The 19,181-nt window shown below is 74.5% G+C and carries 20 protein-coding genes and 1 pseudogene; 15 read left to right on the plus strand and 6 right to left on the minus strand.

Annotation, left to right across the window (positions count from 1 at the left end):
• From ACFVVA_RS34405 to ACFVVA_RS34425, 5 genes are all read left to right on the plus strand, one after another.
• The coding region (locus ACFVVA_RS34405) for a transglycosylase SLT domain-containing protein (RefSeq protein WP_387694668.1) at window positions 1-565 on the plus strand (565 nt) is incomplete at its 5' end.
• Window positions 566-656: 91 nt separating this feature from the next.
• Entirely contained in the window at window positions 657-1,757 is a 1,101-nt protein-coding gene (locus ACFVVA_RS34410; protein ID WP_387694669.1) for a calcium:proton antiporter, read from the plus strand.
• Window positions 1,758-2,362: 605 nt separating this feature from the next.
• Window positions 2,363-3,706 carry a geranylgeranyl reductase family protein gene (locus ACFVVA_RS34415; RefSeq protein WP_387694670.1) on the plus strand — a complete coding sequence of 448 codons (1,344 nt, stop codon included), beginning with the start codon at window positions 2,363-2,365 and terminating at the stop codon, window positions 3,704-3,706.
• A gap of 238 nt (window positions 3,707-3,944) precedes the next feature.
• Window positions 3,945-4,601, plus strand: coding sequence for a TNT domain-containing protein (locus tag ACFVVA_RS34420; RefSeq protein WP_387694671.1), 657 nt, complete (start codon window positions 3,945-3,947; stop codon window positions 4,599-4,601).
• A 106-nt stretch (window positions 4,602-4,707) separates the two neighbouring features.
• Window positions 4,708-5,307, plus strand: coding sequence for a GNAT family N-acetyltransferase (locus tag ACFVVA_RS34425; RefSeq protein WP_387694672.1), 600 nt, complete (start codon window positions 4,708-4,710; stop codon window positions 5,305-5,307).
• 224 nt (window positions 5,308-5,531) lie between these two features.
• Here ACFVVA_RS34425 and ACFVVA_RS34430 read toward each other — a convergent pair whose 3' ends face one another.
• Window positions 5,532-6,236: a DUF4328 domain-containing protein gene (locus ACFVVA_RS34430; protein WP_387694673.1), complete on the minus strand. Its 705-nt coding sequence runs from the start codon at window positions 6,234-6,236 to the stop codon at window positions 5,532-5,534.
• Window positions 6,237-6,402: 166 nt separating this feature from the next.
• Here ACFVVA_RS34430 and ACFVVA_RS34435 point away from each other — a divergent pair, with 166 nt between their 5' ends.
• From ACFVVA_RS34435 to ACFVVA_RS34450, 4 genes are all read left to right on the plus strand, one after another.
• Window positions 6,403-6,879, plus strand: coding sequence for an HAD family hydrolase (locus ACFVVA_RS34435; protein ID WP_387694674.1), 477 nt, complete (start codon window positions 6,403-6,405; stop codon window positions 6,877-6,879).
• Window positions 6,880-6,945: 66 nt separating this feature from the next.
• Entirely contained in the window at window positions 6,946-7,359 is a 414-nt protein-coding gene (locus ACFVVA_RS34440) for a hypothetical protein (protein WP_387694675.1), read from the plus strand.
• Window positions 7,360-7,363: 4 nt separating this feature from the next.
• Complete coding sequence (locus ACFVVA_RS34445) at window positions 7,364-7,660, plus strand: PRC-barrel domain containing protein (RefSeq protein WP_387694676.1); 297 nt, start codon at window positions 7,364-7,366, stop codon at window positions 7,658-7,660.
• An 11-nt stretch (window positions 7,661-7,671) separates the two neighbouring features.
• Window positions 7,672-8,256 carry a type 1 glutamine amidotransferase domain-containing protein gene (locus ACFVVA_RS34450; protein WP_387694677.1) on the plus strand — a complete coding sequence of 195 codons (585 nt, stop codon included), beginning with the start codon at window positions 7,672-7,674 and terminating at the stop codon, window positions 8,254-8,256.
• A 13-nt stretch (window positions 8,257-8,269) separates the two neighbouring features.
• Here the strand turns inward: ACFVVA_RS34450 and ACFVVA_RS34455 are convergent, their stop codons facing one another.
• The 3 genes and pseudogenes from ACFVVA_RS34455 to ACFVVA_RS34465 all read right to left on the minus strand — a co-directional run bounded on the left by ACFVVA_RS34455 (window position 8,270) and on the right by ACFVVA_RS34465 (window position 10,646).
• Window positions 8,270-9,124, minus strand: coding sequence for a DNA ligase (locus ACFVVA_RS34455; RefSeq protein WP_387694745.1), 855 nt, complete (start codon window positions 9,122-9,124; stop codon window positions 8,270-8,272).
• A 66-nt stretch (window positions 9,125-9,190) separates the two neighbouring features.
• Window positions 9,191-10,060 (minus strand): annotated as a pseudogene (gene ligD, locus ACFVVA_RS34460) (non-homologous end-joining DNA ligase); the annotation flags it as partial.
• A 145-nt stretch (window positions 10,061-10,205) separates the two neighbouring features.
• Entirely contained in the window at window positions 10,206-10,646 is a 441-nt protein-coding gene (locus ACFVVA_RS34465) for a VOC family protein (RefSeq protein ID WP_387694678.1), read from the minus strand.
• Between the two features lie 274 nt (window positions 10,647-10,920).
• On the opposite strand from ACFVVA_RS34465, the gene ACFVVA_RS34470 reads away from it, so the two are divergent.
• Complete coding sequence (locus tag ACFVVA_RS34470) at window positions 10,921-11,334, plus strand: CBS domain-containing protein (RefSeq protein WP_380549250.1); 414 nt, start codon at window positions 10,921-10,923, stop codon at window positions 11,332-11,334.
• 172 nt (window positions 11,335-11,506) lie between these two features.
• On the opposite strand, the gene ACFVVA_RS34475 is transcribed toward ACFVVA_RS34470, so the two are convergent.
• Entirely contained in the window at window positions 11,507-12,427 is a 921-nt protein-coding gene (locus ACFVVA_RS34475) for a helix-turn-helix domain-containing protein (protein ID WP_387694679.1), read from the minus strand.
• A gap of 183 nt (window positions 12,428-12,610) precedes the next feature.
• Here ACFVVA_RS34475 and ACFVVA_RS34480 point away from each other — a divergent pair, with 183 nt between their 5' ends.
• Entirely contained in the window at window positions 12,611-13,195 is a 585-nt protein-coding gene (locus tag ACFVVA_RS34480) for a pyridoxamine 5'-phosphate oxidase family protein (RefSeq protein ID WP_380549213.1), read from the plus strand.
• Between the two features lie 122 nt (window positions 13,196-13,317).
• On the opposite strand, the gene ACFVVA_RS34485 is transcribed toward ACFVVA_RS34480, so the two are convergent.
• Complete coding sequence (locus ACFVVA_RS34485) at window positions 13,318-13,713, minus strand: transglycosylase family protein (protein ID WP_387694680.1); 396 nt, start codon at window positions 13,711-13,713, stop codon at window positions 13,318-13,320.
• A 482-nt stretch (window positions 13,714-14,195) separates the two neighbouring features.
• Between ACFVVA_RS34485 and ACFVVA_RS34490 the strand changes: the two genes are divergently transcribed.
• The 4 genes from ACFVVA_RS34490 to ACFVVA_RS34505 all read left to right on the plus strand — a co-directional run bounded on the left by ACFVVA_RS34490 (window position 14,196) and on the right by ACFVVA_RS34505 (window position 19,025).
• On the plus strand, window positions 14,196-14,789 hold the full coding sequence (locus tag ACFVVA_RS34490; protein WP_380549216.1) for a universal stress protein: 594 nt from the start codon (window positions 14,196-14,198) through the stop codon (window positions 14,787-14,789).
• Window positions 14,790-14,908: 119 nt separating this feature from the next.
• Window positions 14,909-16,363 (plus strand): PLP-dependent aminotransferase family protein, encoded by a 1,455-nt coding sequence (locus tag ACFVVA_RS34495; RefSeq protein ID WP_387694681.1) that lies wholly within the window; start codon window positions 14,909-14,911, stop codon window positions 16,361-16,363.
• 160 nt (window positions 16,364-16,523) lie between these two features.
• Complete coding sequence (locus ACFVVA_RS34500; protein ID WP_387694682.1) at window positions 16,524-17,039, plus strand: hypothetical protein; 516 nt, start codon at window positions 16,524-16,526, stop codon at window positions 17,037-17,039.
• 579 nt (window positions 17,040-17,618) lie between these two features.
• Window positions 17,619-19,025, plus strand: a complete 1,407-nt coding sequence (locus ACFVVA_RS34505) for a family 2B encapsulin nanocompartment shell protein (protein WP_387694683.1) — start codon at window positions 17,619-17,621, stop codon at window positions 19,023-19,025.
• Window positions 19,026-19,181 lie beyond the last annotated feature (156 nt).

Raw genomic sequence — 19,181 nt, forward strand, 5'->3', positions numbered from 1 at the left:
GGCCGGCGCGGGCCTGCTGGCCAGCGGGCTCGGCGTCCTCGCGCTGGCCGGCGGACCGGAGCCGGGCGGGCCGGGCGCCGCCCACCGCGCGGTGCCCCCGCTGCCCGGTGCGATCCCGGCCGGCTCGGACGTCCCGCCGGCCTACCGGGGAATGATCGAGACCGCGGCGCGGCGCTGCCCCGAGCCGGAGGTCACCCCGGTGCTGCTGGCCGCCATGCTGAGGGCCGAGAGCGGCTTCGACCCGAACGCGGCCCGCCCGGAGACCGGCGAGTACGGCATCGCGATGTGGACGCCCTCGGTCTTCGAGGCCTGGGGCAAGGCAGCCACCCACCCCGGCGCCAAGTCGTACTGGGACCCTGGCGACGCGATCGCCGCGATGGGCAACTACGTCTGCTGGCTCGACCAGCAGATAAAGCACCGCGGCCTCACCCGCGACCTGCCCGCCCTGGTCGCGGCGGCCTACCGCACCAGTGACAAGAGCGTGGTGGCCGCCGGGGGCGTGCCGGAACGGGTGCGGCGCCATGTCGACAAAGTGCTTCAGTACCTTCGCGACTACGGAGGGTAATGGCGCGAAAGGGGATGAGTTATGCCACATCCCTACGAATCCCGGCGCGGGCACCCGGGTGACGGGCCTCCGGTCTGGGATCCTCGGCGGCATGATCACGAAGCTCCGCGCGGCCGTCGCGCAATGGACCGTCGTCGTTCCGGTGGTGTCGTTCCTCGTCCTCGCCCTGACCTGGCACAAGGAACTGCCCGGCTGGGTGGTGGCGGTGGTCGCCTGCTTCCTGGTGGGCGCCGTACTGTCCGCCGTGCACCACGCCGAGGTCATCGCACACTGGTCGGGGGAGCCGTTCGGGTCACTGGTCCTCGCGGTGGCGGTCACCGTGATCGAGGTCGCGCTGATCGTGACGCTGATGGCCGACGGCGGGGACAAGTCCTCCACGCTGGCCCGGGACACCGTCTTCGCCGCCGTGATGATCACCTGCAACGGCATCCTCGGACTGTCCATCGTGGTCGCCGCCGTCAAGTACCGGACCGCGGTGTTCAACGCCGAGGGCACCGGCGCCGCGGTCGCCTGCATCGCCACCCTCGCGACCCTCAGCCTCGTGCTGCCGACCTTCACCACCAGCTCGCCCGGCCCGCAGTTCTCCACCACCCAGCTCACCTTCGCGGCCACCGCCTCACTGGTGGTGTACGGGCTGTTCGTGGCCACCCAGACCGTCCGGCACCGGGACTACTTCCTGCCCGTCACCCCCGAGGGCCGGGTGCTGGACGAGGAGGAGCACGCCTCCCCGCCGACCGTCCGGGCCGCCGGGATCAGCCTGCTGCTGCTCGCCGTCGCCCTGGTGGCGGTGGTGGGCCTGGCCAAGGGCGTGTCGCCGACCATCGAGAAGGCGGTGGACGACGCCGGGCTCCCGCACGCGGTCGTCGGCGTGGTGATCGCCCTGATGGTGTTGCTGCCGGAGACCATCGCGGCGCTTCGCGCGGCCGTCCGCAACCGGGTGCAGACCAGCCTCAACCTCGCCCTCGGCTCGGCGCTCGCCAGTATCGGCCTGACCATCCCGGCGGTCGCGATCGCCTCCAGCTGGCTCTCCGGCCCCCTCGTCCTCGGCCTCGACCCGGCGCACATGGTGCTGCTGACCCTGACGATCATCCTGCTGACCCTGACGGTCATCCCGCGCCGGGCGACCCCGCTCCAGGGCGCGGTGCACCTGGCGGTGCTGGCGGGGTACGTGGTGCTGGCGTTGAACCCGTGAGGGCCCGCCGTCCGTAGTCCGGAGTGGAAGCCCCTGGCCCGTTCCCCCGTGCGGCCAGGGGCTTCCGGCGTTCCCGGGGCCGGACCGCGCGGACCGCGTGGACCGCGTGGGCCCGGTGCGGCTGGTGTGGCCAGCAGGGCTGGCGGGGCCGTGGGTGAACCCGGGGAGCGGCGGCGGCCGTGGTACCGGGTGAGGGTCCCTGGGCCGCCCCCGTGGCCGGGGCCCCTCGTCGAATCCGGTGCGACCGCCGGTGAACCCCCTGGCCAGGGGGTGCGCACCGTGGAACGACAAGGAGCCCCTGGTCCCGCAGCTGCTCGCGGGCCAGGGGCTCAGTGGCGCCGCGGCCCGGCCGCGGCGCCCCGCAGGTACTCGATCACCCGCTCGTCATGGTGCCGTGCGGCCCGTGCGGCCCGAGCGGTCGACTCCGCTCCCCGGTCCGGTGGGTGAACCCGGACGGCCGTGGTGGCCGGTATTGACCGGTTCGCGGCGGCGGCCTGCGTGTCGGGGCGGCGGGCGGGTGCCGGGGTTCTCTATCGTCCGTCCGGAACCGCCCAGTCCGAGGAATCCGTCGCGAGTACAGCCGATCCGACCCGTGGGAGAGTGCGATGCCCGGCCCAGAGCAGACCGTCCGGCCCGAGCGGACCGTCCGGCCCGAGGAGACCGACAGGGACGAGGAGGCCGTCCGGGCCGCGGAGAGCGCCGACGTCATCGTGGTCGGCGCCGGACCGGCGGGCTCCACCGCCGCCGCCCACCTCGCCCGGACCGGGCTGGACGTCCTGCTGCTGGAGAAGTCCGCCTTCCCGCGCGAGAAGGTCTGCGGCGACGGCCTCACCCCGCGCGCCGTCAAGCAGCTGACCGACCTCGGCATCGACGTCTCCGAGGGCGCCGGCTGGCTGCACAACCGGGGCCTGCGGCTGATCTCCGGGCGCCGCTCGCTGGAGTTCGACTGGCCCGAGCTCTCCGCCTACCCCGGGTACGGGCTGGTCCGGCGCCGTGCCGACTTCGACGAACTGCTCGCCCGCAAGGCCGCCTCGGCCGGTGCCCGGCTGGTCGAACGCGTCACTGTGACGGGCCCGCTGCTGGACGAGCGGACCGGCCGGATCACCGGCGTCACCGCCAGGTCGGGGGAGGAGCGCCGGCCGGTCGCCTACCGGGCCCCGGTCGTGGTCGCCGCCGACGGCAACTCCACCCGGCTGTCGGTGGCGATGAAGCGCTACCGCCGTACCGACCGCGCGGTGGGCGTCGCGTACCGGACGTACTTCACCACCCCGCGCCACGACGACCGCTACCTGGAGGCCTGGCTCGACCTGCGCGACCCCGACGACCCGGCCCGGGGCCTGCTGCCCGGCTACGCCTGGGTGTTCGGCATGGGCGACGGCACCGCCAACGTCGGCCTCGGGGTCCTCGACACCGCCGGGACCGAGGTGGACTGGCGGGAACTGCTGCGCCGCTGGTGCGACGGCCTGTCCCCGGAGTACGGCTACACCCCCGACGGGGTCACCGAGCCGATCCGCGGCGCCGCCCTGCCGATGGGCCTCAATCGCCGGCCCCACTACGCCGACGGCCTGCTGCTGGTCGGCGACGCGGGCGGCACGGTCAGCCCGGGCACCGGCGAGGGCATCGCCTACGCGATGGAGTCCGGCCGGTTCGCCGCCGAGACCATCGTCCAGGCCCTCGCCCGCCGCACCGACCGCGGCCGCGAACTCGCCCTGCGCGCCTACCCGCAGGCGCTGCGCTCCGCGTACGCCGGCTACTTCGCGCTCGGCCGCCTGGCCGCCGACCTGCTGGGCCGCCCGAAGCTGCTCGGCGCGGCCGGGGCCGCCGGGCTCGGCCACCCGGCGCTGCTGAAGGTGGCGTTCCGGCTGATGGTCAATCTGACCGAGCCGAACTCCAAGGACGCCCTCGACCGGCTGCTCCACCTGCTCGGGCGGGTCGCCCCGGGGAAGTGACCCGGGGAGGCGACCCGAGCAGGTGACCCGGTGGCGCCGGACCGCCCATCCTCCTGGACGGGCGGCCCCGCTGTCCCGGGTTCGGCGGAATCAGCGCAGTCGAACGAGCAGTCGTACGGATCATATTGACGAATGATCAGAAGACCGATTGCCTGGTGTCGAACCAGCCACGGAGGGTGAGCACAACGGCCCCTCCGTGGCTCCCTTTTCGACCGCTGACCCGTTCGACGGAGACACCGTGCGCCTTCGCCTTCGCCTGCTCGTCGCGCCGCTCGCCGCGGCCGCCGCCCTCACCGCCGTGAGCACCCCCGCCGCCCTCGCGGCCCCGGCGGCCACCCCCTCCGACCAGTGCTCCGCCGCCTTCCGCCACGACGACGCCCGCCTCGGCCCCGCCGACCTCCCGACCACCGGCCCGGTCGGCCGCCAGCTCGCCGGCTACCAGCGCACCGGCGGCGCGAGCGACCAGACCTTCCTGGCCCAGTACTACGACCCGGCCGGCAACGGCGGCAAGGGCGGCTGGATCTACCCGCCGGCCGACGGCTACGTCACCCTGCCCGACGGCAGCCCGATCGAGTTCGAGCTCACGCTGTACCCGAACCAGAACATCGACCGCTACGGCAGCGAGTACGGCGCCTACCTCGCCCCCGAGGGCCTGCCCTACGCCAACCGCGCGCTCCCGCCGCAGAGCCTGGACAGCAACCCGCCGGCCGCCTGCAACTACCACGACTACAAGGTGGTCAAGGCCTTCACGGTGCACGCCGGCCCGATCGCGCCGTGGTTCAACCAGCCCGGCTGGGGCCTCCAGTACCAGCTCGACGGCGCCCTGCTGCCCGGCGGCCCGGCCAGGCCGAACGTGCTCTGGCTGGTCGAGAACGGCTACCTGGCCCGGATCTGACCCCGCTCCGGGCCCGCGGCCGCCCCGACCCGTACGGAGCGGCCGCGGGCCCGGGCCCCGGGAAATTCGCTGGCGGGCCCGGGGGTGCCGGGGATAGGAAGACGGGATGACCATCAGCGATCCCGCCACCGACCCGCGGGTCTTCCGCCCCGCCGTCATCGACCTCGGCGACGCCCTGTTGCGCCCGTTCGGGCACGGCCTCGACGTGCCCGGCGGCATCGTGCCCGCCCTGGCCGCCGCCGCGGCCGACCCGGCCGTCGCCCGCTGGACCCCGCTCGGCGGCTCCGGCCCGGTCGACGTCGAGGCCTACCTCGACCGCTGCGAGGCCCGCTGGGCCGACGGCACCGCGGCCCCCTTCGCCGTCGTCGACGCCGTCGACGGCCGCCTGTGCGGCAACGCCTACCTGGTGTGGACCAACCGGGACGACGGCGTCGTCATGGTCGGCTACTGGCTGCTCGCCGCCGCCCGCGGCCGGGGCCTGGCCACCCGGGCCGCCACCGCCGCCACCCGCTGGGCGGTGGAGCAGGCCGACGCCCGCCGCATCGAGCTCTACCACGCCGTCGGCAACGAGGACTCCTGCCGGGTCGCGGCGCGGGCCGGCTTCCCGTACGAGGGCACCCTGCGCGCCTCCTACACCTACGGCGGGGGCGTCTACACCGACGAGCACCTGCACGCCCGGCTGGCCTCCGACCCGTTCACGGACTGAGCACCACGCCCGCGGGCCCCGGCCGAGGCCCCGCCCGCGGGCCCCGGCCGACCTAGGCCCTCTCTTTCGGATCACGCCAGGCGGTCGCCGCCGGAGCACGCACCTCGCCGGCTTGTCGTCGGTCGCCGATGCTCCGCATGGACTCCCTCCTCCGCACCGCCGATGCACGCACTCCAACGACGCCCACTGGTCCGACGTGATCCGAAAGAGAGGGCCTAGCGGGCTCAGCCCCGGACGGTGCCGCCGTGGAGCCCGAACGCGGGGACGGCAGCCTCGGTGAAGCGCTCCTCCTGCATGGTGGTCAGCCTCTGGACCACCAGGACGGCGAGGACGGCGGCCACCACCGACAGCAGGTCGGAGGCGATCAGCCAGCCGACGGCCTGCTGGTAGCCGTCCGCGTACTGCGCCGAGGCCGAGGAGAGGTACTGGGAGCCGACCCGGCCGGTCACGTTGGAGGCCCAGAAGGCGGCCCACCAGAGGTTGAGCAGCGTCTGCGGGAGCTGCGGGCGCACGCCAGAGGCGTCCGGCCGGGCACCGGCCTGCCAGATGTCGCCCGCGATCTGGCGGGGGAACCAGAGCGCGACCACGGGGGTGAACCAGGCGCCGATCGCCCAGCCGCGCTTGAACCGGTGCCCGCGCGGGTCGAAGACCTCGGCGTTCACCCGGACCCGGTGGAACCAGGTGACGAACGTGACCGCGGACGCGGCCAGGGCCACCACCTGGAGGTAGCCGATGTTGTCGTAGAGCTGTGCCGTGTCCATCAGCGCGGATCCGTCGGTCTCGGCGCCGTTGGCGAGATCGCCGGCCTCCCCGTACAGGAGGAAGCCCGCACCGAGCGAGGCGAGGGTCGTGGCGGCACTCACGGCGAGCAGAACGGTGGCGACGGTGGCGCTCGATCTCGGCGAGCGGTACACGGCGGGCGAAGGCATCGGGGATCGGGCTCCAGGACTGGACCAATGTGACGGAGCGACACCCTAGGGCCAAACGATCACCCGCGGCCAGCCACTTTTCCGGACCGCCGGAAGGTTTCCCGGGGGTCCGGGCGCAGGCTGCGCGCGCGGCGGGGGAGCGACCTAACCTGGAAGGGAGCATTCGGTGCGTCGCCCGCGAACGGAAGCGGTGGTCATGACGGTGGTCTCGGCGGCTCTCTTCGGTACCGACTGGTGGCAGCCCACCCTGCCCGGCGGTGCCGAGTTGCTGCGCGAGTGCGCCACCCGGGGGTGGACGGTGGTGCTGACCGGCCCCGGTCCCGCCGGGGCTCCGGCGCTCACCGTGGCCGATCCCGGGGGCGATCCGGTGAGAGCCGCGCTCGACCTGGTGGACGGCAGGCCCTGGCACGCCGTGGCCGTCGCCGGGAGCGTGCGCGAGGTACGGGCCGTGCGGCGGGCCGGGGTGCCGTGCGTCGCCCTGACGGCCGGCCGGGACACCGGCCCGGAGCTGCGGGCGGCGGGCGCGGCCGAGGTCCACCGCGACGCCGCCGCCCTGCTGGGCGTCCTGGACGACAGCCTGCTCGCCCGCCCCCGGGCCTTCGGGCCCGTCGGCGCCGGAACAGGCGGTGCCCGCAACGGTTAGTGCCGGCCCGTACCGGGCAACCCGCCGGGTGCGAGCACGTCACCGGAAGTGTCGGAGGTGACCGAGATGGACGGACCCGCGTTGAGCGGATGGGAGCGGCGGCTCCTCGAGGAGATCGAGTCCGATCTGCGGCAGGACGCACGGCTCGACCGGAAGCTGAGCACGATGGGCGCCAAAGCGCCGAGCCGGGTCCGGCGCGTGCTCCGCGGGGTCGGGCGCAGGGTCACGGCGGGGGTGACGCTGACCGCCCTGGTGATGACGGCGATCTGCTTCGGCGTGGGCGCCCGGACACCGGCCACCGCCGTACTGGTCGCGCTCGGGGTGGTCTGGGCGGCGACGGTGGGGGCCGCGGTCGCCGCCTCCGAACTGCTGCGCCGCCGGCGCGAGGCCCGCAGCGGTGTCGCACCGGCGGACCCGACGGAGTTCCGGGAACGCCGGGAGCGCCGCGAGCGGCGCCCCTGGGACCGGCCGGAGGCGTGACGCCATGACCACCGACCTGTGGGAGTACCGCCCGGGCTCCCATCCCGCCGCCGACCTCACGCTGGTCGGGTACGAGGTGCACGCCACCGACGGCCCGGTCGGCCGGGTCGAACAGGACGCCGGGGACCACCTGCTGGTCGACGCCGAGCCCTGGGTGCCGGGCGCCCGGGTGCTCGTCGCGGCGGGACTGATCGCCCGGCTCGACCACCTCGACCGCGCCGTCCACCTCGACTGCCCGCGCGCCCGGCTCAGCACCGCTCCGCCCGTGGCCGTCGACCTGACCGCCCCGCACCCGGGCTGAGCGACCGCGCCATGGGCTGGCCGTCCACCACGCTCACCGGCCGGACGATCGCGTTCCTGGTCGCGCCGTACGGGGCCGAGCAGGTCGAACTGACCGACCCGTGGCAGGCGGTCGCCGAGTCCGGCGGCACCCCGCGGCTGCTGTCCACCGCCGAGGGGCGGGTCCGGACCGTCCGGCACCACGCCGAGGGCGACACCTTCGCCGTCGACGCCCTGGTCGCCGAGGCCGACCCGGCCGACTACGACGGGCTGGTCCTCCCCGGCGGCGTCGCCAACCCCGACCGGCTGCGCCTGGAGCGCCCGGCGGTCGACTTCGTGCACGCCTTCGGCGCCGCCGGCCGGCCGGTCGCGGCGATCTGCCACGCGGCCTGGACACTCATCGAGGCCGACGCCGTACGCGGCCGCACCCTCACCTCCTGGCCCAGCCTGCGCACCGACCTGGTCAACGCCGGCGCGCACTGGGTGGACGAGCCGGTGCACGTCTGCCACGACGGCCCCGGCCCGCTCGTCACCAGCCGCAGGCCCGCCGACCTGCCGCTGTTCGACGACGCCTTCGTCACGGAGTTCGCCCACGCGTCGGCGAAGCGCGGGACGTGAGCGCGGTCCGACGTCAGTCGCCCCGGAGGCGGACGAAGGTCGCGGTGGGCGGGCGGCCGGTGAGGGTGACCTCGGCGCGCAGGGGGGAGGTCAGGGGGTGGACCGGGCCGTGCTCGGGGTCGGTGCCGGGCGGGCCGAGCAGGGGGCGGACGACCTCGGCGACCTCGCCGGACTGGACCGGGGTGAGCCGCGGGGCGGTCAGGAACACCCGGCCGTCGTCGAGCCGCAGGACCAGCGCGTGCGGGTGGTCGGCCGGGCCGGTGACGGCGCCGACGGTGGCGTCCAGGGTGTCGCCGCGGCGGAACTTGACCCAGACCCGGCCCGCGCCGCGCGGCCGGTACGCGGCGCCGGCGGCCTTGCAGACCAGGCCCTCCACCCCGGTGTCGGCGAGCCGCTCCATCCACTCCAGCGCCTCCGCCCGGTCCGTCGTGGCCATCACCGGCCGGATCGGCGGCGGGACGTCGGCGAGGGCGGCGAGCAGCAGCCGACGGCGGTCGGTGAGCGGCAGCCCGCGGACGTCGCGGCCGGGCAGCGCCAGCAGGTCGAAGGCGATCAGCCCGAGTGCCACCTCGGGGGCGGCGGCGCGGGCCCGGCGGGTGCGCAGCAGCTCGCCGAAGGCGAACCGGCCGCCGCGCCAGGCGACCAGCTCGGCGTCCAGCACCAGCCCCTCCGGCAGCCGGGCGACGGCGGCGGCGATCGGCGGGAACTCGGCGGCGAGGTCGCGGCCGCTACGGGACTGGAGGTACGCGGGCCGCCCGCCCCGGGCGAAGGCGACGCAGCGGAAGCCGTCCAGCTTCAGTTCGTACTGCACGCCCCCGCCGCCCAGGCCGTCGGCGGGCGGGACGGCGGTCACGGCGGCCGGGCGCATCACCTCGACGGGCGGGTGCAGCACCTGGCGCACCGGCGGCGGCGCTCCGGCCGCCGAGGGCGCACCGGGCAGCGGCCGGGCCCGCTCCGGGTCCAGCAGCGGCGCGAGCAGGTCGCCGTGCGCGGCCAGCCGGCCGGGCACCTCGGCGAGCGTGAAGACCAGGTCCCGCTCCTCGGCGGCCCGTTCCAGTTCCGCCCAGGCCAGCGGGGTGGAGACGGTCGGCAGCGGCCGGGCCCGCAGGGTGTACGGCGCCGCGGTGGTCTTCTTGGCGTTGTTCTGCGACCAGTCGACCAGCACCCGCCCCCGGCGCCGGGCCTTGGCCATGGTGTGCACCACCAGCTCCGGGTGCTCGGCCTCCAGGGCGGCCGCCAGCGCCTTCGCGTACCCGGAGACCCGGGTGCTCGGCGTGGGCTCGATCGGGACCAGCAGGTGCAGGCCCTTGGAGCCGGAGGTCTTCACCCAGGCCGCCAGACCGTCCGCCGCGAGCCGCTCCCGCAGCAGCAGGGCGACCGTGCGGCAGGTGAGCACGTCGGCGCCCTCGCCGGGGTCGAGGTCCAGCACCAGCCGGTCGGCGAGGGCGGGTGCGGCCGCGTGCCACTGCGGGACGTGCAGCTCCAGGCAGCCCAGGTTGGCGACCGCCAGCAGCGCCGCGCCGTCCTCCAGCACCACCTGCCGCAGCTCGCCGGTGTTGCTCGGCACGTCGACCGTGCGCACCCAGCCCGGGGTGCCGGGCGGCGGGTTCTTGGCGACGAACACCTCCGCCTCGACACCGTCCGGGCAGCGCAGGAAGGAGACCGGGCGGTCGCGCAGGTGCGGGAGCAGGGCGGTGTGCACGGCGGCGTAGTAGCGCAGCACCTCGCCCTTGGGCGTGCCGGTGCGCGGGTAGTACACCTTGTCGAGGTGGGAGAGGGCGAGGGTGCGCCCGTCCACCGTCATCTGCGGCACGCTCCGCCTCCGATGCCTCCAGCGCCTCCGGTGTCCCAGGTGCCTCCGCTGTCTCCGGCGCCTCCGGTGGGGTGCCCCCGCAGCCAGTCTGCCCCCGTTCGGCGGCGGCCGCCCCGAGGGCTCCCGGGGTCTGCCCTCAGACTCCCGTCGTCCGCCCGGCGGGCGGTCGGGGCGCGCCCGGGTAGGTGCCGAAGTACCAGCGGTTGCCCTCCGGGTCGGCGGCGGCGAAGTCCCGTGAGCCGTAGTCGGTTTCGTACAGCCCGGTGGTGATCCGGGCCCCGGCGGCCACCGCACGGGCGTGCACGGCGTCCGGATCGGCGGTGACCACGTACGCGGTGAAGCCGCCCGGCCGGCCCGGCCAGGGCTCGGCGCCCTCGGGCGTCCCGCGCTCGGAGCCGAGCATCACGCCGCCGCCCTCGGGCCAGGCGAGTTCGGCGTGCGCGACGACGTCGCCCTCGCCGTAGGTGACGACCTCCTGGAAGCCGAAGGCCTCGACCAGGAAGCGGATCAGGGCCCGGGCGTCGGTGGCGCGCAGGCTGGGCCAGACCTGCGGGGCGGGGGCCTCGGTGGCGTCCATGGCTCACTCACTCCTCGGGAAGCGTGGGTCGTCGTGCCGGTCGTTCCGCCTCCCACTCTGCGGCCGTACCCGGCGCCCCGCCTCGGACGTTTCGGAACCGGTCTCCCCGGCCCGGGGTCGCGGGCGGGGGCGGGGTTGCTTATGGTGAGGGCGCGGTCACACCCGTTCCGCTCCGACGGCGGGAGCCCGGGAGCGCCGCCGGGGGGATGCGGGGGGACCAGTGGGGGGAACCACCGACGAAGGAGTCCCCGTGACCACCACTGCCCGAGACATCATGCACACCGGCGCCCAGTGCGTCGGTGCCCACCAGACACTGGCCGAGGCCGCGCGGATGATGCGCGACAAGAACGTGGGCGCGCTGCCGATCTGCGGCGACGACCAGAAGCTGAAGGGCATCATCACCGACCGCGACATCGTGCTGCGATGTATCGCGGAGGGCAAGGACCCGGCCACCATGACGGCCATGGAGCTCTCCGGCCACCTGCACTGCGTGCGCGCCGAGGACAGCATGGAGGCGGTGCTGCGCAAGATGGAGCAGCACCAGATCCGGCGCATCCCGGTGATCGACGGGGACCGGCTGGTCGGCATGATCAGCGAGGCCGACCTGGCGATGGGGCACCGCGACGGCCAGCGGCTGACCGACCAGCAGATCATCGAGTTCATGGACAGCGTCTACATGAAGCAGTGACCGGCTGACACCCCGCGTGCCCCGTGCCTGCCCGCCCCCGTGACCGGCCGGTCCCCCGTACCGGCCGGGCCCTTCGAGCGTGCCGTGCGGGGCACCGGTTCGTCTTGTACAAATGCGCACCGTCGGCGGCCGCGCACTTTCGGAGACCACGCGCCGTGCGCAGGCGTGCGCCTCAGCCTCCGGCATCCAGGAGGGTGCTGGTCACCCGCCCGGTGACCCGGTCGGTGACCCGGCCGGCGGGCTCGGGCAGGGCGGCGGCGGTGCGCCGGGACGCCAGGAACGCGCTCGGCGAGCGGCCGACCATGGCGCGGAAGGTCCGGTCGAGGTGGGACTGGTCGTAGTAGCCGCAGAGCGTGGCCAGGTCGGCGCCGGTGGTTCGCGCCCCGGCGATCCGCTCCTCGTGGGCGGTCAGGACGTGGAGGGTGTGCTGGAGCCGGAGGATGCCGGCCGCCTGCTTGGGGGCCAGCCCGAGGTGCTCGCGGAAGCGCAGCTCCAGCCTGCGGCGGCTCCAGCCGGTGCCCTCGACCAGGGCGCCGATCGGCACCAGCCCGTGGGTGTGCCGCAGCTGCCGCCAGACCCAGTGCACGGACGGGTCCCAGTCCGGCCCGTACGCGAACAGCGCACCGAAGTAGCCGTCCAGCATGGCGAACCGGGCCGGCCAGCTCGGGGCGTGGGCCAGCCGGTCGGTCAGCGCCCGCAGCCGCGGGCCCAGCACGTCCCCGGCCTCGGCCCAGTGCCCGCCGAGCTCGCCGGCCAGCGGACCGAACGCCCGGAAGGCGCCCTGCGGAGTGAGCGAGACGGCCAAACCGTGCAGCACGCCCGCGTGTTCGGCGATCGTCGCGGTGCGGCGCAGCCCGGCCGCGACCGAGCCGAAGGCGGTGGCGGGCTCGGGGGAGACGGCGTCGGTGAGGCTCATCGTGCCTTCGAAGGCGAGGGCCACGGTGACCACGTCCGTCGGCACCTCCAGCCGCCGGAGCGGCCGGCGCAGGGCCAGCCGGTAGCCGCGGTAGCCGAGGACGTACGGGCGCAGCGGCGCGGCGGGGGTGCCGAGGACCGTCCCGGGCGCGGTGGTGGGGAGGGTGCTCCGGGTCATCGCAACTCCCGTGCTCGGCCTGGCGGGTGACAGGTACCCGAACCATCGTAGGCGCCGTCGGGCGGCCTTTGGAGGGCGCGGACGGCGGTCGGTCGGCTTCGGGCGGCCCGGGCCGCGCGAGCGGCCGTCTCAGGGGCCGGAACCTTCTTTCCCACCAGTCGGGATGCGGGCACACTTGCGCCCATGGGAAAGCAGTACGAACGCATCGACGGCCGGCTGCGCGGTTTCATCGAGCGCCAGCCGGTCTACTTCGTCGCCACCGCCCCGCTGGCCGCCGACGGGCACGTCAACCTCTCGCCCAAGGGCCGCGCCGGGACGCTCGTGGTGATCGACGAACTCACCCTCGCCTATCTGGACTTCGGCGGCTCACAGGCCGAGACCGTCGCCCACCTGCGGGAGAACGGCCGGATCACCCTGATGTGGTGCGCCTTCGAGGGCCCGCCGACCGTGGTGCGGGTGCACGGGCGCGGCGAGCCGGTCTTCCGGGACGACCCGCGGTTCGCCGGACTGCTGCGCCACTTCGACCCGGCCGCGGACGGCTCCGGTCTGCGGGCGATCGTGCTGGTCGAGGCCGAGCGGGTCAGCGACTCCTGCGGGTACGCGGTGCCGTTCATGGACTACCGCGCCGACCGCGACCTGCACGCCCAGTACTTCGACCGCAAGGACGAGGAGGAGTTCGGCGCCTACTGCGAGCGCAAGCCGTTGGTCGGCACCAGCATCGACGGCCTGCCGGCCGTCCCGCTGCCGCTCCCGCCCCGGCCGTCCTGACCGGCACGGCTGCCCCGATCCTGCGGGCCCCGATCCCGCGGGCCCCGGGCACGACGAGGCCCCGGGCACGACGAGGCCGCCGCACCCCGGGGCGGGGTGCGGCGGCCTCGTGGCGTGCGGTCCTACTTGGTCAGACCGGCCTTGGCGGAGCAGACCGGCCAGGCGCCGGGGCCCTGGGCGGCGAGCACCTTCTCGCCGACGGCGATCTGCTGCGCCTTGGTGGCCTGGTGGGCCTGCGGGGCGTAGGCGGTGCCACCGAAGGCGGCCCAGGTGCTGGAGGTGAACTGCAGGCCGCCGTAGAAGCCGTTGCCGGAGTTGACGGCCCAGTTGCCGGTCGCCTCACAGGCGGCGACCTTGTCCCAGACCGTGGCCGGCGCGGCGGAGGCGCTGGTGGCCGCGACGAGGCCGGCCGCGGGCAGGGCGGTGAGCGCCCCGGCCATCAGAGCCATCCGGACGCGGTTGCGGCGCTTCGGGGTGGCGGTGGTGGCGGCAGCGGCGGTCTCGTTGCGGAAGGTCATGGAGTTCCTTTCGGAGGGTTCGCGAGCGCGCGGAACCAGACCCTCGGAAGGCCGTCGGTTTCGGGGACACGTCACTCGCGTGGTTCTGCACCGTCCTGCCCGGGGGCGGTTGGCCCGGCCGGAGCGGATCGCTCGGTGCAACGGGTTCGAAGTTACGGGGGTGGTCGTGGCGGTTTCAAGGATTCGAAGGTTTAGCCATGTCAGAGGGCTGTTACCGGGCGTAAGGATCAAGGAATTGTAGTGATTTCGCCCGATTTGCCCCTATTTCCAAGATCAAATAGGCCGGGGAAGTGGCCCGCACCACTCCGAACCCCCCACGGAACCGCTGTGAGGCCGCGCACACGGTCGACAGCGCGTGACGGTCGGCCAGCCGCCGGTGCCGGATTCGGGGCCCCGACCACCGCCCCGGGTGGCCCGGGCCACAGCCCTCACCCGGAGAGCCCGCCGCCGTCACTCCCGGTGGCGGGCATAGCCTCATTTCCATGAGCAACGAGAGCGATGCAGCGGACACGGCGGACGCGGGAGAGGCGGCCGCCGGTACGGGTGGGGCGGCGGACGCCGGCGCGCGGGGGGCCGCCGCGGCCGGGGCGCCGACCGGCCCCCCGGGGCACGAGGCCGCGGCCGCACCCGCCGGCTTCGAGCTGGGCACCGACGGTCCCGGCGTGATCCTGGCCGGCCTGGACGGCTCCGACTCCTCCTGGCGAGCCACCGCCTACGCCGCCGGACTGGCCCGCCGGCAGGGCGCCGTCCTCGCGGTGGCGTACATCCAGCCGATCCTCGGCGCCGCGACCGCCCTGGCCGGGGCCGCGGTGGAGGAGACCACCCAGGAGATCGCCGAGGAACTGCTGGCCGCGCTGCGCGAGGCCGAGCACCGGGTGCGCGAGGTGTGGAAGGTGGAGTGGCGCTTCCTGACCATGCGCGGCGACCCGTACGGCGGCCTCGCCAAGCTCGCGGACGAACTGCGCGCCGACGCCGTGGTGGTCGGCGTCTCCGAGCAGGCGGGGCACAAGGTGATCGGCTCGGTGGCCGTCCGGCTGGTCAAGGCCGGCCGCTGGCCGGTCACCGTCGTGCCGTAGGGTCTGTCGCCGCCCCGCAGGCGGGGGTTTGACGACAGACCCTCGGGGCGATCGCCCCGGCCCGCGGCCGGGCAGCCGCCCGAGGAGGGCCGGGGTGGCGGCCGGTAGGGTGCGTGACCATGACGGACACGCGGGGCACGTACCCCTCCGAGCCCGCCCACTCGACCGGCAACGACCTGCACCTCGACCTCCCCGCCACCGGGGGGCGGCGCGCCGCGCTGATGGCGGCGCTGCGTGAGGCGATCCGCAGCGGCAGACTGGCACCCGGCACCCGGCTGCCGCCCTACCGCGCCCTCGCCACCGACCTCGGCCTGGCCCGCAACACCGCCGCCGAGGCCTACGCCGAACTCGTGGCCGAGGGCTGGCTGACCGCCCGCCAGGGCTCCGGGACCACCGTGGCCGAACGCGCCGAACCCGTCCCGCGCACCAGAGCCCGCCGGCCCGTCCGCCGCCCCGGCCCCACCCACGACCTGCGGCAGGGACAGCCCGACGCCGCCTCCTTTCCGCGCACCGCCTGGCTCGCCGCCGCCCGCCGGGCCCTCACCGGCGCCCCCAACGAGGCCTTCGGGCCCGGCGATCCCCAAGGTCGGCGCGAGCTGCGCACCGTCCTCGCCGACTACCTCGCCCGCGCCCGGGGGGTGCGCACCGACCCCGACCGGATCGTGGTCTGCTCCGGCTTCGCCCACGCGCTGCGGCTGCTCTTCGACGGCGCCGCACCCGTCCTGCCGCCCGCCGAGCACGGCCCGCTGGCCGTCGAGGCGTACGGGCTGGGCTTCCATCGCGGGCTGCTGGCCGCCGCGGGCGTTGCCACCGTTCCGTTGTCGATCGACGAACTGGGCGCCCGGACGGGTGAGTTGGCCCGGTATCCGGAGATCCGGACGGCCCTGCTCACCCCCGCCCACCAGTTCCCGACCGGCGGCCCGCTGCACCCGGGCCGCCGCGCGGCCGTGGTCGACTGGGCGCGCGGGCACGGCGGGCTGCTCCTGGAGGACGACTACGACGGGGAGTTCCGGTACGACCGCCAGCCGGTCGGCGCCCTTCAGGGGCTCGATCCCGAACGGGTGGTCTACCTCGGCAGTGCCAGCAAGAGCCTGACCCCCGCGCTGCGGCTCGGCTGGATGGTGCTGCCCGACCACCTGGTGGACCGGGTGCTCGCCGCCAAGGGTGAACGCGAGGGCTGGGCCAGCGCCCTGGACCAGCTCACCCTCGCCGATTTCATCGACTCCGGCGGCTACGACCGGCACGTGCGCCGGATGCGCCGCCGCTACCGGGACCGCCGCGACCAGCTGGTGGCCGCACTGGCCGCCCGCGCTCCGCACATCGAGGTCTCCGGCATAGCGGCCGGCCTGCACGCGGTGCTGCGGCTGGAGCCGGGCACCGAGCGCTCGGTGCTCAAGGCCGCCGCCTACCGGGGCCTGGCCGTCGAGGGGCTCGCCGACTACCGCCACCCGGCGATCGGCGAGGAGGCGATGCCCGCCGTCGACGGACTGGTGGTCGGCTACGCCACGCCGCCGGACCACGCCTACCCGGCGGCGCTCGGCGCGCTCTGCGACATCCTGCCGCCCTGCGGGTGACGGGGCGGGGGAGGGGCGGCGAAGCATAGGGCCCCGGGCACACCCGTGGGGGCGGAACGCGGGCGGCAGGTGCGCGGTGTCCGTCCGCCGCTCCTGCGTCGGTACGGACCGGGGCCGAGGAACGCAACCCCGGCGGAGGCGAGGCCTACGCTCCTTGGTCATGCGCAGAACACATCCGAGTCGCGCCGCGCTCGCCGCGTGTCCGGCCCTCGTCGTCGGTCTGCTCCTCGCCGCCGCCCCCGTCGCCCGGGCCGACACCCAGCTGCCCCTCACGGCCGTCTCCGACAAGCAGACGACCGTCCGGGGCGGCGAGTTCACGCTCTCCCTGACGCTCACCAACCCGTACGACACCCCGATCCAGTTCGTCTACCAGAGTGTCCAGGAGACCTACGCCACCAGTCTGGAGAACGGGCTCAAGTTCACCGCGACCGCCTGCGGCACCCAGACCAACGGGTGCAGCGACAACGTCCACGGTGGCATCGCCCGCTACAGCGTTCCGCTCGCCCCGGGCGCCAGCAGCGCCTTCACGGTGACGTACGCCGTCGCCCCGGATTCGGCCTGCGGCCCGAACACCCGGATCGACTTCTACTCCTACCTGTACTACGAGTACAACGGCGGAGAGACCAACAACTCGGGGATCATCGGCATCCCCGGTACCCAGGTCGCCTGCGCCTGACCCGGCGGGACCGTCGGCGTCATCGGCAGCCCGTCGCGGGCGCCCGGGCCTCCCCGGTGCGGACCCCGCCCTTCGCGCCCCCCGTTCACCCGTCAGGTGCCGGCTTCCCCCGTGCCGGCACCTGACGGGCCCTTCGCGTTTCCGGAGACGTCCACGTCCCCGGGACCGTCGCGTTGCCGGGGTGGTTCGCGCGCTCCGCGCCGACGCCGGGACGGTGCGCCGGGTTGACGTCCGGCGGTGGCCTCCGGGCCGTTCGGCAGGGCCCGGGCCGGGGCTGGAAAGCCGTTGGCAGCACGGGGATCGCAGGGGCGAACGGATGTTCCCGGAGTTTATGTGACTGTGGGGGCGGACCGGGTGAGATTCACCCTATCGGGGGGTAGTGGGCCTCCGTGCGGGCCCGGTCGGGTCCTGGTGATCTAGGGTTCCGGATGGGCCGCCCGGAGACGGCGGCCGCCTTTCGCGTGAAACACCAACGCCCCCACCAGTAAGCGGATCTGATGATCCGTCATGGCATGCGCCAGGACGGGCCGGTATGCCCCTGGACGCGTGACCCGATCACAGGAATGGAGATCCCTGCCGATGACCGTGGACACGAGCCCGGAGGCAGTGCAGGCCAAGCAGCAGAGCCTCGCGACAGCCGCTGCCCGGAACCTTGCCACCACGACCAAGTCCGCACCGCAGATGCAGGAGATCACCTCCCGCTGGCTGCTCAAGGTGCTTCCCTGGGTCCAGGCGGCCGGTGGCGCCTACCGCGTCAACCGCCGGCTCACCTACGCCGTCGGCAACGGGGTGGTGGAGTTCATCAAGACCGGCTCCCAGGTCCGGGTGATCCCGGCGGAGCTGGGCGAGCTGGCGCTGCTGCGCGGCTACGAGGACGAGGACGTCCTCACCGCCCTGGCCGACCGCTGCCAGCAGCGGGACTTCGGCCCCGGCGAGGTGCTCGCCACCCAGGGGGACGCTGCCGACAAGATCTTCCTGATCGCGCACGGCAAGGTCAACAAGATCGGCACCGGCAAGTACGGCGACGACACCGTGGTCGGCGTGGCCGGCGACGGCGACCGCTTCGGCGAGGACGGGCTGCTGAACCCGGACGCCACCTGGGAGTTCACCGCCAAGACCGCCACCGCCGGTGTCGCCCTGACGCTGACCCGGGCGGACTTCGCCGCCATCCGGGACAACGCGCCCAGCCTCCAGGAGCACCTCCAGGCCTTCCTGGCCCTGCCGCTCCAGGCGCAGAACGAGCGCGGCGAGGCCGAGATCGCCATGTCGGCCGGCCACCGCGGCGAGTTCGAGCTGCCCGGCGCCTTCGTGGACTACGAGCTCAAGCCCCGTGAGTACGAGCTGAGCGTCGCGCAGACCGTCCTGAAGGTCCACACCCGCGTCGCGGACCTGTACAACCAGCCGATGAACCAGACCGAGCACCAGCTGCGGCTGACGATCGAGGCCCTGCGCGAGCGCCAGGAGCACGAGATCGTCAACAACCCGGAGTTCGGCCTGCTCAACAACGCCGACTTCGACCAGCGGATCCAGACCCACTCCGGCCCGCCCACCCCGGACGACCTGGACGAGCTGCTCAACCGTCGCCGTGACCCCGACTACCTGCTCGCCCACCCGCGGACCATCGCCGCGATCGGCCGGGAGTTCAACGCCCGTGGGCTGTACCCCACCCATGTCGACCTCGGCGGGCAGCAGGTGCCGGCCTGGCGCGGGGTGCCGATCCTGCCGTGCAACAAGATCCCGGTCACCAAGGAGAACACCAGCTCGATCCTGGTGATCCGTACCGGTGAGGACAACCAGGGCGTCATCGGCCTGCACCAGACCGGCATCCCGGACGAGTACCAGCCGTCGCTGTCGGTCCGCTTCATGGGCATCGACGAGAAGGCGATCATCTCGTACCTGGTCAGCGCCTACTACTCGACCGCCATCCTGGTGCCGGACGCGGTCGGCGTGCTGGAGAACGTGGAGATCGCGCACCGCCGCAGCTGAGCGCACGGAACAGCTTGCGCGGGCCGTAACCGGCCGACTCGAAGATCGTTTGACCTGATGACGGACGGCCCGCCCCCCGAAGGCGGGCCGTCCGCCTGACCATGTCTGATCACTTCTGGTCGTACCCGATGGAATGTCCGTCAGGAATACGACCGT

It is taken from the genome of Kitasatospora sp. NPDC058048, from assembly GCF_042885555.1.
Taxonomy (GTDB): Bacteria; Actinomycetota; Actinomycetes; order Streptomycetales; family Streptomycetaceae; genus Kitasatospora; species Kitasatospora lactacystinica.

What these genes read in the sequence shown, in the direction of transcription:
- ACFVVA_RS34455 (WP_387694745.1), bottom strand. Translation starts at nt 9,124, where the DNA reads ATGCGCCCGGCCGCCGTGACCGCCGTCCCGCCCGCCGACGGCCTGGGC.
- ACFVVA_RS34430 (WP_387694673.1), bottom strand. Translation starts at nt 6,236, where the DNA reads ATGCCTTCGCCCGCCGTGTACCGCTCGCCGAGATCGAGCGCCACCGTC.
- ACFVVA_RS34495 (WP_387694681.1), top strand. Translation starts at nt 14,909, where the DNA reads ATGACGGACACGCGGGGCACGTACCCCTCCGAGCCCGCCCACTCGACC.
- ACFVVA_RS34415 (WP_387694670.1), top strand. Translation starts at nt 2,363, where the DNA reads ATGCCCGGCCCAGAGCAGACCGTCCGGCCCGAGCGGACCGTCCGGCCC.
- ACFVVA_RS34500 (WP_387694682.1), top strand. Translation starts at nt 16,524, where the DNA reads ATGCGCAGAACACATCCGAGTCGCGCCGCGCTCGCCGCGTGTCCGGCC.
- ACFVVA_RS34445 (WP_387694676.1), top strand. Translation starts at nt 7,364, where the DNA reads ATGACCACCGACCTGTGGGAGTACCGCCCGGGCTCCCATCCCGCCGCC.
- ACFVVA_RS34490 (WP_380549216.1), top strand. Translation starts at nt 14,196, where the DNA reads ATGAGCAACGAGAGCGATGCAGCGGACACGGCGGACGCGGGAGAGGCG.
- ACFVVA_RS34410 (WP_387694669.1), top strand. Translation starts at nt 657, where the DNA reads ATGATCACGAAGCTCCGCGCGGCCGTCGCGCAATGGACCGTCGTCGTT.
- ACFVVA_RS34450 (WP_387694677.1), top strand. Translation starts at nt 7,672, where the DNA reads ATGGGCTGGCCGTCCACCACGCTCACCGGCCGGACGATCGCGTTCCTG.
- ACFVVA_RS34505 (WP_387694683.1), top strand. Translation starts at nt 17,619, where the DNA reads ATGACCGTGGACACGAGCCCGGAGGCAGTGCAGGCCAAGCAGCAGAGC.
- ACFVVA_RS34425 (WP_387694672.1), top strand. Translation starts at nt 4,708, where the DNA reads ATGACCATCAGCGATCCCGCCACCGACCCGCGGGTCTTCCGCCCCGCC.
- ACFVVA_RS34480 (WP_380549213.1), top strand. Translation starts at nt 12,611, where the DNA reads ATGGGAAAGCAGTACGAACGCATCGACGGCCGGCTGCGCGGTTTCATC.
- ACFVVA_RS34465 (WP_387694678.1), bottom strand. Translation starts at nt 10,646, where the DNA reads ATGGACGCCACCGAGGCCCCCGCCCCGCAGGTCTGGCCCAGCCTGCGC.
- ACFVVA_RS34470 (WP_380549250.1), top strand. Translation starts at nt 10,921, where the DNA reads ATGCACACCGGCGCCCAGTGCGTCGGTGCCCACCAGACACTGGCCGAG.
- ACFVVA_RS34475 (WP_387694679.1), bottom strand. Translation starts at nt 12,427, where the DNA reads ATGACCCGGAGCACCCTCCCCACCACCGCGCCCGGGACGGTCCTCGGC.
- ACFVVA_RS34485 (WP_387694680.1), bottom strand. Translation starts at nt 13,713, where the DNA reads ATGACCTTCCGCAACGAGACCGCCGCTGCCGCCACCACCGCCACCCCG.
- ACFVVA_RS34440 (WP_387694675.1), top strand. Translation starts at nt 6,946, where the DNA reads ATGGACGGACCCGCGTTGAGCGGATGGGAGCGGCGGCTCCTCGAGGAG.